Genomic DNA, 14,604 nt, shown 5'->3' with positions numbered 1-14,604 from the left:
CACGTTTATTTAAACGTACGTTTGATAATTTTAACAACTTGATTACAATGATTCAGGTCAGACCTCTTGTATTTAAGGAGAAACAATGGGCAAGCAGGAAGTGAAAACACGCCATGGTGAACGTGTTGCTATTGTCGCAGGGCTTCGAACCCCTTTTGCTCGTCAAAGCACGGATTTTGGCCAGGTACCAGCGGTCGATCTAGGCAAAATGGTAGTGAGCGAAATGCTTGCTCGAACCGATATCGATCCAAAGCTAATTGAACAAGTTGTATTTGGCCAGGTGGTTCAAATGCCTGAAGCACCAAACATTGCACGTGAAATCGTTTTAGGGACTGGTATGCATGTCCATACCGATGCGTACAGTGTGACCCGCGCGTGCGCGACCAGTTTCCAAGCAGCGGTAAACGTTGCAGAAAGCATTATGGCTGGCAGCATTGATGTTGGTATTGCTGGTGGTGCGGACTCTTCTTCTGTTCTACCCATTGGCGTCTCAAAGAAACTTGCCGCTAACTTACTTGCGTTAAGTAAAACCAAAACGCTGGGTCAAAAATTCAACATTCTTAAAACGCTGAGTTTGAAAGATTTAATGCCGGTTCCTCCTGCGGTTGCGGAATACTCGACTGGTTTGTCGATGGGGCAAACCGCAGAGCAAATGGCCAAATCGCACGGCATCACACGTGCAGAACAAGATGCATTGGCACACCGTTCTCACTCATTAGCGTCTCAAGCATGGAAAGAAGGCAAGATTCAAGATGAGGTGATGACCGCTTTCCCAGAACCGTACAAAAAGTGGATCTCTGAAGATAACAATATTCGCCATGACTCTACTCTCGAAGGTTACGCGAAACTGCGTCCGGCTTTCGATCGCCAATATGGTAGCGTAACCGCAGCAAACAGTACGCCTCTAACCGATGGCGGTGCCGCTGTGATGCTCATGCGTGAAGGCAAAGCAAAAGAGCTTGGTATGGAGATTCTTGGCTATATTCGAGGTTATGCGTTTTCTGCTATCGGGGTCGAGATGGATATGCTGATGGGGCCATCTTATGCGACCGCTAAAGTGCTCGAAAACACGGGATTAGAACTTTCTGACCTCACACTCATTGATATGCATGAAGCATTTGCCGCTCAAGCGTTGGCCAACGTAAAAATGTTTGCTTCCGATAAGTTTGCTCAAGAAAACCTCGGACGTTCAAAAGCGATTGGTGAAATCGATATGGATAAGTTCAATGTGCTTGGTGGATCGATTGCGTATGGTCACCCATTTGCCGCAACAGGAGCGCGCATGATGACTCAAACTCTGCGTGAATTGAAACGTCGCGGTGGTGGGTTAGCATTGAATACGGCTTGTGCTGCTGGTGGTCTTGGCGCAGCAATGATTTTGGAGGTTGAGTAATGAGCGAGCAAAAAGCATTTAGTCTAAAGATTGATGAGCAGAACGTTGCTTGGTTAGCCATCGATGTTCCAAATGAAAAAATGAATACGCTTCAAGCCGCTTTCGCTGATGAAATGAAGGAAATCTTTGCCGAGTTAAAAGATACTAGCGGCATTAAAGGGATGATTGTTCATTCTCTTAAACCAGATAACTTCGTTGCGGGTGCAGATGTACGTATGCTGGAAGCATGTACCACCGCAGGAGAAGCGGAAGCGTTAGCAAAACAAGGTCAAGACTTATTCCAACAGCTGTCTGATTTGCCTTATCCTGTCGTTGCTGCGATACATGGCCCTTGTTTAGGTGGCGGATTGGAACTGGCACTGGCGTGTGATTATCGAGTTTGTACTGATTCAAATGTAACCAAATTAGGTCTGCCAGAAGTTCAGTTAGGTTTATTGCCTGGCTCCGGTGGTACTCAGCGTCTTCCTCGCCTTATTGGTTTGTTGCCATCACTGGATTTGATTCTTACGGGTAAACAGCTACGTGCCAAGAAAGCGAAAAAACTGGGTGTGGTCGATGCATGTGTGCCGGAGACGATTTTGCTTGATGTAGCGAAGCAATTGCTCGAAAAAGGCAAAGTTAAGGGCAATAAAAAACAGTCAATCAAAGAGAAATTGGTGTCTGGCAGTGGATTAGGCCGTAAGTTTGTCTTTGAACAAGCCGCTAAGAAGGCCAACGAAAAAACGCGTGGTAACTACCCTGCGATGACCGCGATCCTTGAGGTCATTCAACATGGTTTAGAAAAAGACTTTGCTCAAGGTCAAGAGCTGGAAGCGAAGCGTTTTGGTGAGCTTGTGATGAGCTCCGAGTCTAAAGCCTTACGTTCGATCTTCTTCGCAACGACGGAGATGAAGAAAGAAAATGGCACCGATGCCGAGCCAGCGCAGGTGAAAAAAGTTGGCGTTCTCGGTGGCGGCCTAATGGGGGCAGGTATTAGCCATGTCACGGTGACAAAAGCAAAAACGCCAGTGCGTATCAAAGATGTTAGCAATGATGGCGTACTGAATGCTTTGAACTACAACTACAAATTGTTTGAAAAGCAGCGAAAACGCCGCATTCTAAGCAAAGCGGGTCTGCAAGCGAAAATGCTGCAACTTTCAGGCGGTATCGATTTTACGAGTTACAACCGTATTGACGTGGTCATTGAGGCGGTATTTGAAGATCTCGACTTGAAGCAAAAAATGGTGGCGGATATTGAAACCAACGCCAAACCAAGCACCATTTTTGCTACCAATACCTCGTCTCTGCCAATTCATAAAATTGCAGAAAAAGCACAGCGTCCAGAAAACATTGTTGGCTTGCATTACTTCAGTCCAGTTGAAAAAATGCCTTTAGTGGAAGTCATTCCGCATGAAACCACGTCAGATGAAACGATTTCAACGGTGGTAGCGCTGGCTAAGAAGCAAGGAAAAACGCCAATCGTGGTCAAAGACAAAGCGGGCTTTTATGTAAACCGCATTCTTGCACCTTACATGAATGAAGCGGCACACATCCTGTTGGAAAATGAACCCATTGAGCAGTTAGACGGTGCTTTGCTTAATTTCGGTTTCCCTGTGGGTCCAATCACGCTGCTTGATGAAGTAGGCGTAGACATTGGCGCGAAGATCATGCCGATCTTGGTTAATGAGTTAGGTGAGCGATTCAAAGGTCCAGACGTATTCGACACATTACTGAACGACGGCCGCAAAGGTCGTAAGAGTGGTAAAGGCTTTTATACCTATAAAGATAAGAAGAAAGAAGTCGATAAGTCGGTTTACAAGCTACTTAAGCTAACCCCAGAATCGAAACTGAGCGATAAAGACATTGCTTTGCGTTGTTTATTGCCAATGCTCAATGAAGCGGTACGTTGTCTTGATGAAGGCATCATTCGTTCGCCGCGCGACGGTGATATTGGGGCACTCTTCGGCATTGGTTTCCCTCCATTCTTGGGTGGGCCATTCCGTTACATGGATCAATTTGGTTTGAAGGAACTGGTTGAGAAGATGAACGAATTTGCAGCGAAATATGGCGATCGTTACGCACCTTGTGATGGTCTTCTGACTCGCGCTGGTGAAGGAAAAACGTTTTACTAGCAAAGATTGCCACCATTAATAAAAAGGCTTGCGTGATGCAAGCCTTTCTTTTTTCTTTCTCTTTTAAATGCGCCTTTCGGCAAACTAGCGTTTATTTCTTTTTGTCTTTCTTGCTTTTGTCATGGCCTTTGCCTGGATTGTCATCGCCATGAATGCTTGAGTTGCCTTTGTCACCCTTATTGCCTTTATTATTCTTGCCTGATGAACAGTCGTCTGACTTAATCGATACATTGTCACCATTAAGGCGCAAGCAATCTTCGCTTAATTCAAAATCATCGCCTTTGATGGTGATGTTTGCGTAAGCTGGGGCAAGTGGCATTAAAACAGCAGTAAGTAATAGTAGCTTTGTCATATTGTCCTCATGTATGAGTATGTATTTTTGAACAAGGTAATTGCAACATAAACGTCATTGCGATGTTTACCGTTTTGCACTACTTGGGCTATCCGAGACCACAATCCTTAGGGCGTAGCTGAAACTCTTCAATGGAACCAATTTCTTTTCCAAGATGAATATGTGGCGCATCAGCATGAGCTTTGCCCTGAGAATGCATCACTAATCGGTTTGCTGTGCGCGGCTTCAACTCATTGATAACAAAACGAATCATGTCGGTTCGCGTTAAGCCTTTTAATTCTTGTAACACTTTTTCACGCTGGTTGAACTCAGCGTCTTTATTGCCTATGGCAACCCATAGACGCTGCGCACGACCACGTAACGTGGTATCCGGTGCTGCTATCTGATTCCATAGCCCCCGCTTACTGCTGTGCCATTGATACTCGTTAAGCTCTAACAGCACCATATAAAAGGCATTCAAAAACTCATCTATTGAAGTGACAAGCTCTGCAGGCGCGGCGTGCGGAGATTGCACATACAGCACAATCCCCGGATGACGATTGAGTGGCATGTTACCCGTTCCAACCATATAGCCAAGTTGTTGCTTAGTGCGAATTTCATGGAAGAACGTCGCTGACATCAGATGGTTGGCCAAAGAATAGAGTGCGATACTACGAGCTGTGGTATCTGTACATTGGTGGTATATCACGACCGCTGAATCTTGCTGATTACAGTACACTTCACGCTGAAAACTACCGCGGCCTCCCAACATGACCAATGGACGAAGTGCCTCTTCGTAGCGTTGTTCCTTCACACGTAACGCATTTTTTAGGGTGGTTGCCATGTCATGAGCTTGTTGACGTTGCCAATCGCCGTAAACGAACATTTCAACGTGCAATTCGGAAAGAATCGATTCAACGAATACTGAAAGCTCGTCGACCTCAATCTCTTCTAATGCTTCGACCAAGGTGGCATAAGGGGGATTGTTTGGCTGAAGCAAACCAGTTAATGCATTGAAGAGCTGTGAAATTGGACGATCTTGAGACGAATTTCGCCAATTACGTAATAGTTGTTGTTTAATGGTTTCGAAGCGAATCGGATTGAAATCTCGTGCGGCGAAACGGAGTAGGATCATCTCTAACAGTTGTGGCAGTTTTTGGCTAAAGCCCGATAGCGTAAGTGTCACGCCGCCTTGGTGTGCATACATGTTGTAGCCCATGCCAGCGATCTCAGCTTGATAGGTTTCTTGAGCCAGAGAGTCGAGGAACATTTCCACACATAAACGGGTTTTGACGATATTTTTGGGAGATGCAACCGCATGAGAGCTATCTATCGCAACATAGACCACTCCCTTGGGAACTCGAAACTCATCATCTTGAAGATGCCAAAGTCGGAAACCCTCTAAATCTTCAACCAATTCTGGCAACGATCCGCCATTTTCAAATGGGCGAGGATCCAACTCATAACAAATGTATGGGTTCTTTTCGGGTAAGACGAATTGCCAGCTTGGATCGATTTGATGGTAGAAGCGACGCTGCTCATCACGGAATTTTGTGACAGAGTAAGGGGTAAAATACCATTTGGCCGTGCGGTTGTACTCTAACCCTTTTGCGATCAATGTGATACGGACATTATCTATAACGAGATATTGTAGTAGAGATAGTTGTAACTGCTCATCATAGCCAGACATTTTATAATCACCATAGATGATATCTTCTGGCTGATAGTGCTGCATGTTGATGACGAGATGGCTGACGAGATCGAGTGGACGAGATGGCTCTTGAAAACGGAAAGCCGACTCTAGTACGGCTTGTTTCTCAAGGTAGCGCCATTCGTCCATGCCATCTTGTTTGATCATTGATAAGTACTGGAATACCGCTTGAACGATGTTATCAATATGGTTCACCCCGTCAGGAGTCAGTGTGCAACTTACGGTGAAGTCTCGGTAGTTACTGCCACTTGCTCCTCCGCCTGCAGAAAGAGAGGTTATCCAACCTCGGCTTTTGAGTTCCAGCATTAAGCTTCCTTCACCTTCATAACCCAGCAAGTGGGCAAAGTAGGAGAGGGGTTTCACGGTGTAGTATTGATCCATGCCGGGCATTGGGAAGGTGAGTATCAACTTGCGAAATTCTTTAATAGGTTCTACCTGAACCAAAATACCCGTGCTGTCTTCACCGCTAATTGGTACATCAATAGACTTGCCGACCAGTTGGTGATTTGGGATATCGGCAAACATGGTTTCGACCCATGCCTGTTGCTCGTCAAGCGATTGCGGACCAAACAAGGTTAATGTCATTAGATCTGCGGAGTATTCGGAGTGGTGGAAGAGGACGATTTCATCACGAATCGACTTTCCGTTTCTGTCGCCTAACGTTTCTAAGTTACCGACTGAGAATTTTGAAAAAGGATGCTCGGGATTAATGATCTCTTTATTCACTTGATACAGACGACGTGAATCATCATTGAGTTTGAGCTTATACTCTGATTCGACCGCTTGACGTTCTTTATCTAGTGCTTCTTCATTAAACAATGGCGCAGTAAAAAATTGACTGAATCGGTCGAGTGCGGTTTCGAATGCATTCGGGTTCACATCAAAGAAGAAACACGAGTGTTCGGTTCCGGTCCATGCGTTATTCGTTCCGCCATGTTGACTAATATAGCTTTGAAATTCGCCTACTTTAGGGTATTTTTCTGTACCCAAAAAAAGCATGTGCTCCAAGTAGTGCGCGAGACCTTGACGATCGTCAGGATCATCAAAGTGTCCAACGTTCACTGCCAGTGCTGCTGCTGACTGTTGAGCCGTGTCAGAATGAATCAGCAACACGCGCAGTGCATTACCTAATGTAATGTAGCGGTATTGATTTGAATCGTTTGGACTTAAGTGCACGATGCGTCTCCAGATTTCGCATGACAGTCATTGGGAGCCCTAGAATGGGGCTGCGCAAACCTTGCGCGTCGACAAATGCTGTTTGCTGCGTTTTGTCTTTGGTTAGAATACTGCATAAGCCCAATAGCCAATGCTATCGAGTTCGAGCTATTTGAACCAATGTACTGAGTTCATGGCATCCTCGTATAATGTGATGAACTGAGTATATTCTTTTTAATAGATTGTTAAGAAAGTCGCTATCTTTAGCAAGCGAATTGATATAATGAACCAACAATTATATCAGTGTTTTTGTTTTGATATGACTAAAGTTAGCCCGATATCCTTATTAAAGATAGCAGTCAACCTTTTGGTAGCGATAGCTATCCCTAGGAAATAACATGAAAATTTTTATCTTGCGTCATGGTGAAGCTGAACACTTCGCGGATTCTGACGCCGAAAGACAACTGACCCAAAGAGGCAGATCAGAGTCGGAAGCCGTAGCCCGAGCTTGTAAAGACCAAGGTTTCGCCCAATTTGATAAAGTTTTGGTGAGCCCGTACATTCGAGCCCAACAAACTTGGCAAGAAATCAGCACGCATTTCTCTGCAGCGAGCATTGATACGTGTGAGGATATTACGCCTTATGGTCAGTCTGAGCAGGTCTTTGATTTCGCCAATGCACTGATCGAAGTGGAGAAGTTGGAATCGCTATTGTTTGTGTCTCACTTACCTTTGGTTGGTTATCTGACTTCTGAGTTTGTGAAAGACATGTCGCCGCCGATGTTTCCGACATCTGGATTGGTGTGTGTTGAATATGATCCACAAACACATTCAGGCGAATTGTTATGGCATATCACCCCATAGGTTAGGTGCATAACGAAAGTGAAATAAAAAGGCAGGGGTATCCTGCCTTTGTCTTCCTTACAGAGAAGGTGTTTATTTCTCTGGAATAGAGAGAAGAACGAGTAGCGCACCATCGCCACCGAACTCAAGAGGTGCTTGGTGGAATGCCATCACGTCTGGATGTTGAGCCAACCAAAGTGGCGCTTTCTGTTTTAATATGTGCTTACCGATGCCGTGTTGCACACACGCACAGTGGATCTCGTTTTTCACGCAGTAAGCGATCATCGCACCGAGCTCACGCTTGGCCTCTTGCTGTGTCATGCCATGCATGTCCAAGAAGACGTCAGGGACGTATACACCACGGCGAAGACGTTTCACTTCATAAGTGGACACATCGTCGCGCGCATAACGAGTGGGACCTTCTTCATTAAGAAGCGGAACAAACTCATCAGAAAAGTAAAATTCAGCGTCACTCGCTTCACGGTTTGAGCGCTTGATTTCTTTTTGCTTAGTATTTTTTTTTGGTTGCTGGATTATGGTATCCTGTCGCAACTTTTTTACGCCCTGTACTGCATCCTTAAACAAGGCGAAATCGTCATCATGTTCGGTGTCTTTTTTGCTCATTAGGTAAACAATTTCATTTTTACAATTTATGGCAGTATTGTAGCGCTTTTCGGAGGCAATTTTGGATAAGATTTTTGTAGAAGAGGCGGTATCGGAACTGCATACCCTTCAAGATATGATTCGTTGGACGGTAAGCCGCTTTAATGCCGCTAACTTGTTTTACGGTCATGGCACTGATAATGCGTGGGATGAAGCGGTTCAGCTTATCCTGCCAACATTATACTTGCCAATTGATGTGCCTCCACATGTATTGAACTCTCGCCTTACGACAAGCGAGCGTCTGCGTATTGTTGAGCGCGTAGTAAAACGCATCAACGAGCGTACACCAACGGCATACCTAACCAACAAAGCATGGTTCTGCGGTCTTGAATTCTTCGTTGACGAGCGTGTACTTGTGCCACGTTCTCCAATCGGTGAATTGATTCAAGCGGAATTCCAACCTTGGTTGGTGGAAGAGCCAACGCGCATTATGGATCTATGTACTGGTTCTGGTTGTATCGCGATTGCTTGTGCTCACGCATTCCCTGATGCAGAAGTTGACGCGATTGATATCTCTACTGATGCGCTGCAAGTGGCTGAGCAAAACGTGCAAGACCACGGCATGGAGCAACAAGTGTTCCCAATCCGTTCTGATTTGTTCCGCGACCTACCAAAAGAGAAATACAACCTGATCGTGTCTAACCCACCGTATGTGGACGAAGAAGACATGAACAGCTTACCGGAAGAGTTCACGCACGAGCCTGAGCTAGGCTTAGCAGCGGGTACTGACGGTTTGAAATTGGTTCGCCGCATTCTTGCCAACGCACCTGATTACCTAACAGACAACGGTATTCTTATTTGTGAAGTGGGTAACTCAATGGTTCACATGATGGAACAGTACCCACAGATCCCATTCACTTGGATTGAATTTGAAAACGGCGGTCACGGCGTGTTCATGCTAACGCGTGAGCAACTAGTTGAGTGTGCAGAAGAGTTTAAACTGTACATCGATTAATTGATCGTGAAATGATGATACGAAATGCCGAGCTCTGTGCTCGGCATTTTTTTATCCGCTTTGCACCGGATCGGGAAAATTAAGGCTGTGTTGTTTTTCCACTAAATCGGGCTTTACATCAAAACGTAATAACGCCACTATGATTTCACGAAGAATTGAAAGGATAGCTGCGACGAACTGAAATGTTGGCGTGGCTGACAATAATTTGAGGAAGCAATGGCAGGAAATAGCATCGGACAACATTTCCGAGTGATGACATTCGGGGAAAGTCACGGTATCGCACTAGGATGTATCGTAGACGGATGTCCTCCAGGTCTAGAAATCACGGAAGCAGATCTGCAAACGGATCTCGATCGTCGCCGCCCTGGCACATCACGCTACACCACACAACGTCGTGAACCGGACGAAGTAAAAATTCTTTCTGGCGTATTTGAAGGTAAAACCACAGGTACTTCAATTGGCCTGTTGATCGAAAACACCGATCAACGTTCTAAAGATTATTCAGATATCAAAGATAAGTTCCGACCAGGACACGCAGACTACACATACCATCAAAAATATGGTATCCGCGATTATCGTGGCGGCGGCCGTTCTTCTGCTCGTGAAACGGCAATGCGTGTGGCAGCAGGTGCGATAGCGAAAAAATATCTAAAAGATGAATTTGGCGTAGAAATTCGAGCTTACTTGTCACAAATGGGTGACGTTTCAATCGATAAAGTGGATTGGAATGAAATTGAAAATAATGCGTTCTTCTGCCCAGATGCAGACAAAATAGACGCGTTTGACCAACTTATCCGTGATCTGAAAAAAGAAGGTGACTCAATAGGCGCTAAAATTCAGGTTGTAGCAACCAATGTACCAGTAGGTCTTGGTGAACCTGTATTCGACCGCTTAGATGCAGATATTGCCCACGCGCTAATGAGCATCAACGCAGTGAAAGGAGTGGAGATTGGTGACGGTTTTGATGTAGTTAATCAAAAAGGCAGCGAGCATCGCGATACGCTTTCTCCAGGCGGATTTGGTAGCAACCACGCGGGCGGTATTCTTGGTGGCATTTCAACTGGTCAAGACATCGTCGCGAACATTGCACTTAAGCCAACCTCAAGTATCACAGTCCCAGGTGAGACTATTACAAAAGAAGGTGAGCCAACTCAGTTGATCACTAAAGGTCGTCACGATCCATGTGTGGGTATTCGTGCCGTGCCTATCGCAGAAGCGATGTTGGCGATTGTCGTGATGGATCATTTGTTGCGTCATCGTGGTCAAAACTATGGCGTGACTACGGAAACGCCAAAGATTTAAGGTTGAATCTTATCTCGATAGACAAACAAAAGGCTGCTTAATGAGCAGCCTTGTTTAATTTTGATACGGTTAGATTCGAATGCGACTTTGGTGCCGATGATGCTAAATACGATAAGCCCTAGCGCATCCAAACGAATGACCAGGCCTTTAAGTTTGATCACCCATTTTGACAAACCAGTAGTCAGTACACCTGCGACACAGGTAATCGCTAAGAATTCAGGGGGGTAGTTACCCATCCGAGTGGGTAGTGACCGAGTAGGATATCGCGTGCGGTTCCACCGCCAATAGCCGCTGCACTGGCTACCAACATCACGCCAAACCAATCCATTTTTCTTCAACCGGCACTCAATGCACCAGTCATGGCTTCAGCTGTTATACCAATGATATACAACACACTTAGCAGCATAGAGGACATCCAACAAAAAAGTCACTTTCAGATAAATTCAGCTAATATCCAAACTTGTTGTGTGGCTTTACGCGCTAGATAAAAACGGCGACAATACGCTCCGCATATCAATTTGAAGTACAGAATCGATGATGAACCACGAATATCAAGACCTTATCGCCATCTTCAACGACACGTTTCTTGAATCATTTAACACCAAGTTAGAGCTCGGTGGTGATGAGCCAATTTACTTACCGGCAGACCAAGAGCATCCGCATCATCGGATTATTTTTGCTCGTGGCTTTTACGCGTCTGCGCTGCACGAGATTGCTCATTGGTGTGTGGCAGGACCAGAGCGTCGTTTGCTGGAAGATTTTGGCTATTGGTACGAGCCAGATGGTCGCACAGCAGAGGTTCAAGCCGAGTTCGAAAAAGTGGAAATTCGCCCTCAAGCGTATGAGTGGATTTTAGCAAAAAGTGCTGACTTCCCTTTTAACGTCAGTTGTGACAATCTACACGGCGATTTTGAACCAGATCGTCTTGGTTTTATGCACAAAGTGCATCGCGAAGTCATGGGGATCTTCGAAATGGGTCTTCCTCCTCGCGTAAAAATGCTATCGGATGCGATGCGTGCTTTTTATGACGTCCAACCTTTGGAAAAGTCAGATTTTATTGTTAAATAACCCAGAGAAACGCCATGATTATTGAATTTGAAGAAAACCTACTAGAGCTGATCGATGCTCGAATTGAGACAGCATCGGATGATGAGTTATTTGCTGGTGGTTATTTACGTGGTCACATTTCTCTGTCGGCAGCATCTTGTGAAGATGAAGGCATTAACGACGTGACAGAGCTTAAGTCTCGTATCGAAAACAGCCTAGAAGAAGCACGCTCAGAGTTGACGCCAGCGGATCGCATTATCGTTAACGATCTATGGCAAGAGCTTCAAGTGCAAGCTTAAGCCTCGGCTCGTTCAGTAAGCTTCTCGTTAAAACAAAAAGAGTTGGAATAAACTCTTTCGAAAATTTCGAACCTCTCCTTAAAATTTTTGTGGTTGTTGACCTCAGGTTTCGGTTTATTCTTATTAGATAATAATGTAAACAAGGAACAGCAGCCATGAAAATTATCGCTTTCGGTGCTTCTACCAGCTCTACCTCCATCAATAAAACCCTAGCGACCTATGCAGCAAACTTAGTCGAAGGTGCACAAGTGCGAGTGTTGGATCTCAATAGTTACGAAGTCCCGCTGTTTAGTGAAGATAAAGAGAAAGAAATCGGTCAGGCTGAAGGTGCAAAGGCGTTTCTGAATGATATTGCAGCTGCTGACGCGATTGTGGTTTCATTCGCGGAACATAACGGCTCTTACGCAGCGGCATATAAAAACTTGTTTGATTGGTCGACTCGTATCGAGCGTAACGTATTCCAAAATAAACCGGCAGTTTATCTTGCAACCTCACCTGGCCCTAGTGGCGCACAAACGGTTTTGGCAGCAGCAACGGGGTCGGCTCCGTATTTTGGTGCGGAAGTAAAAGCTGCTCTTTCTGTACCAAGCTTTTATGACAATTTTGATTTAGAGACCGGTGAGTTTCGTAATGAAGAGATCGCCGCGCAAGTGAAATCTGCGGTGGCGACATTGGGCTAAGTATTGGCTCCTCCCCCCTATCGAAAAGAGGGGGGAGGGCAAGACGGATTACAATTCTGTAATTGCCTTACCTTTACGCAGTTTTCTTACCCACATTCGACTTGGGTGCAGTTCAGTCAGCACATCAACAGGCAGTGGCAGTGGATCGCCACAGATTTGCGACGCTAATACTTCTGCCATCAATGGTGCTGAGCTCAAACCGCGAGAACCTAAACCTAAGAAACAGAATAGGTTAGGGAACTGGTGAATGGCTTCCACTTCCTCTTCTTTTTGAAGTTGTAGATCAGCGTATTGCGTTTTGATGGTTTCAAAGTCACCTACATTACCCACAAACGGCAGGTGATCGCGGCTAACACAACGAATGCCTTGGCGTGACATATTACCTGAGGTATCAACCTCTTTCGTCCAAGTTTGATTCGGTAGGCACTTCACCAATTTCTCCGCGTTATCCTTTTGTGCGTCTTCGTCAAACTCGTAATCTAGGTGACTGCGGTCATAGCTTGCGCCGATGCACAAGTGTTGATTATTCGGGTTAACAGGCGTCATGTAACCGTCGTAGCACAGTATCGTTTTCAGCTTAGATAGAGTTTTTGTTGCAGGTGCATGGCTGACTTGACCTTTGACTTGGCCCAATGGCAGATTAGCCGTTTGGGTTAGCGTTTGGAATTCACTGCCGTTGGCAACAACAACAGTCGAGTGCTCGAAGGTTTGACCGTTGGCCGTCAACGTCCAAAGTTGGCGTGTTTCATCCCATTCTAGCGATTCCACTTGGTGTTCGAACTTCGTTTCAAAAAGCGCTGTTTTTTCTAGTTGAGCAATCAAACCTCGGGTTAGTTCAGCAGGGCATAGCCAACCACCCAGAGGGTAGTGAACGGATGCCATGTCGATCGGTAAGCCAATTTTCTCTGCCGTCTCTTCGGCTGAAAGCTTGTGAATCAACTCTGGAGTGAAGTGACCAGCGAGCATCTTTTCCAACTTGTCTGCGGATTTGTCATCCCACATTAGTTGAGTGACACCACACCAATCGTGATCAAACTGAATGTCTTGCGCTGCTTGGTCGACAAACTGACGCGCGAACAAAAAGCCCGGGGCGAACACGCGAGACACGCCTGTGTGTGGACCATTTAGTAGCGGGTACACTGCACCTTGACGATTACCCGAAGCGCCTTCTGCTGGTTGAGCATCTTTACAGTAAAGCGTGACATTCATACCGCGACGAATGAGCGTTTTAGCCAGTGCAGCACTGGCAATGCCGCCACCAATAATGGCAATTGAATCATGCTTTGTTGCAGCGGTACGGTTGAACCAAGGCTTGTAGTTTGAATGTGCTTCGCGTTGCACCATAGAGCCTGCGATCATCTCTCGCTTAGTGCCAAAACCTTTGACTTTTTTCATCACAAAACCAGCTTCGTTTAAACCACGACGCACAAAACCCGCTGCCGTAAAGGTAGCGACACTACAGTCTTGCTTCGCTAATTTTGCCATGTTGTTGAACAGGTTTTGGTTCCACATCTCAGGGTTTTTGCTTGGTGCAAAACCGTCTAAGAACCAAGCGTCCACTAAGCCTTGTTCACTATATGGGACTTGCGGCATGCAGTCTTTAATATCACCGAACCAAAGGTCGAGCGTGATCGCGCCACCTTCTAAAACTATGCGGTGACACTCAGGGACGGCTGCTGGGTAGTGTTGTTGTAGCTTCTCAGCAAATTCTGCCAATTCAGGCCAAGATTGATGTGCTTTTTCTAAGTCAGCTTTGCTCAGTGGGTACTTCTCAAAGCTAACAAAATGCAGCTCTTTTAGTGCAGCCTCTGGATAGGCGCGACGAAATTCAGTAAACCATTGCCACACGGCTAAGAAGTTCAACCCTGTGCCAAATCCGGTTTCACCAATAACAAAACGCCTTTGGTCAAATTCCTGCCATCTTTCTGGTAGATGATTTTGTTTGAGGAACACGTAGCGTGTCTCTTCGAGACCGTTTACGTTGGAGAAATAAACATCATCAAATTGGTCAGAAACTGGAGTACCAGCTTCGTTCCAACCAAGTTCTGCGTTTTTAATCGAAGTCATAATGGTGCAAATATGTGATTTGGCGCGGTTAGAATACAGTGATTGTAC

The 14,604-nt window shown here is 45.6% G+C and carries 12 protein-coding genes and 1 pseudogene; 8 read left to right on the top strand and 5 right to left on the bottom strand.

Annotated elements, in window-relative coordinates; all coding sequences use genetic code 11:
* The first annotated feature begins 85 nt into the window (after positions 1–85).
* Both fadI and fadJ read left to right on the top strand, forming a co-directional pair.
* Positions 86–1,393, top strand: coding sequence for an acetyl-CoA C-acyltransferase FadI (gene fadI, locus AK966_RS01895; protein ID WP_119463432.1), 1,308 nt, complete (start codon positions 86–88; stop codon positions 1,391–1,393).
* Complete coding sequence (gene fadJ, locus AK966_RS01890; RefSeq protein ID WP_099078516.1) at positions 1,393–3,504, top strand: fatty acid oxidation complex subunit alpha FadJ; 2,112 nt, start codon at positions 1,393–1,395, stop codon at positions 3,502–3,504. Before fadI ends, fadJ begins: the two co-directional genes overlap by 1 nt.
* 91 nt (positions 3,505–3,595) lie before the next feature.
* Here fadJ and AK966_RS01885 read toward each other — a convergent pair whose 3' ends face one another.
* Both AK966_RS01885 and AK966_RS01880 read right to left on the bottom strand, forming a co-directional pair.
* Complete coding sequence (locus AK966_RS01885; protein WP_099078517.1) at positions 3,596–3,856, bottom strand: CG2 omega domain protein; 261 nt, start codon at positions 3,854–3,856, stop codon at positions 3,596–3,598.
* Positions 3,857–3,944: 88 nt separating this feature from the next.
* Positions 3,945–6,722 (bottom strand): insulinase family protein, encoded by a 2,778-nt coding sequence (locus AK966_RS01880; protein WP_119463431.1) that lies wholly within the window; start codon positions 6,720–6,722, stop codon positions 3,945–3,947.
* Between the two features lie 377 nt (positions 6,723–7,099).
* On the opposite strand from AK966_RS01880, the gene sixA reads away from it, so the two are divergent.
* The gene (gene sixA / locus AK966_RS01875) at positions 7,100–7,564 is read left to right on the top strand and encodes a phosphohistidine phosphatase SixA (RefSeq protein ID WP_099078519.1); all 465 of its coding nucleotides are present in this window, start codon (positions 7,100–7,102) and stop codon (positions 7,562–7,564) included.
* Between the two features lie 72 nt (positions 7,565–7,636).
* On the opposite strand, the gene smrB is transcribed toward sixA, so the two are convergent.
* Complete coding sequence (gene smrB / locus AK966_RS01870) at positions 7,637–8,167, bottom strand: endonuclease SmrB (protein WP_099078520.1); 531 nt, start codon at positions 8,165–8,167, stop codon at positions 7,637–7,639.
* Positions 8,168–8,228: 61 nt separating this feature from the next.
* Here smrB and prmB point away from each other — a divergent pair, with 61 nt between their 5' ends.
* Positions 8,229–9,161: a 50S ribosomal protein L3 N(5)-glutamine methyltransferase gene (gene prmB / locus AK966_RS01865; protein ID WP_099078521.1), complete on the top strand. Its 933-nt coding sequence runs from the start codon at positions 8,229–8,231 to the stop codon at positions 9,159–9,161.
* A 216-nt stretch (positions 9,162–9,377) separates the two neighbouring features.
* Positions 9,378–10,463 carry a chorismate synthase gene (aroC, locus tag AK966_RS01860; RefSeq protein ID WP_099078522.1) on the top strand — a complete coding sequence of 362 codons (1,086 nt, stop codon included), beginning with the start codon at positions 9,378–9,380 and terminating at the stop codon, positions 10,461–10,463.
* A gap of 80 nt (positions 10,464–10,543) precedes the next feature.
* On the opposite strand, the pseudogene AK966_RS01855 reads toward aroC, so the two are convergent.
* A pseudogene (locus AK966_RS01855) lies at positions 10,544–10,869 on the bottom strand (trimeric intracellular cation channel family protein); the annotation flags it as partial.
* Between the two features lie 131 nt (positions 10,870–11,000).
* On the opposite strand from AK966_RS01855, the gene AK966_RS01850 reads away from it, so the two are divergent.
* The 3 genes from AK966_RS01850 (at position 11,001) to AK966_RS01840 (ending at position 12,489) form a co-directional block, all read left to right on the top strand.
* On the top strand, positions 11,001–11,531 hold the full coding sequence (locus tag AK966_RS01850; RefSeq protein ID WP_099078523.1) for an elongation factor P hydroxylase: 531 nt from the start codon (positions 11,001–11,003) through the stop codon (positions 11,529–11,531).
* A gap of 14 nt (positions 11,532–11,545) precedes the next feature.
* Positions 11,546–11,809, top strand: a complete 264-nt coding sequence (locus AK966_RS01845) for a YfcL family protein (protein ID WP_119463430.1) — start codon at positions 11,546–11,548, stop codon at positions 11,807–11,809.
* A 155-nt stretch (positions 11,810–11,964) separates the two neighbouring features.
* Positions 11,965–12,489: an NADPH-dependent FMN reductase gene (locus AK966_RS01840; protein WP_099078525.1), complete on the top strand. Its 525-nt coding sequence runs from the start codon at positions 11,965–11,967 to the stop codon at positions 12,487–12,489.
* A gap of 48 nt (positions 12,490–12,537) precedes the next feature.
* Here AK966_RS01840 and mnmC read toward each other — a convergent pair whose 3' ends face one another.
* Positions 12,538–14,556, bottom strand: a complete 2,019-nt coding sequence (mnmC, locus tag AK966_RS01835) for a bifunctional tRNA (5-methylaminomethyl-2-thiouridine)(34)-methyltransferase MnmD/FAD-dependent 5-carboxymethylaminomethyl-2-thiouridine(34) oxidoreductase MnmC (protein ID WP_119463429.1) — start codon at positions 14,554–14,556, stop codon at positions 12,538–12,540.
* Between the last annotated feature and the right edge of the window lie 48 nt (positions 14,557–14,604).

The organism is Vibrio sp. PID23_8 (assembly GCF_003584965.1).
GTDB lineage: Bacteria > Pseudomonadota > Gammaproteobacteria > Enterobacterales > Vibrionaceae > Vibrio.
This window is presented reverse-complemented; position numbering and strand designations above follow the sequence as displayed.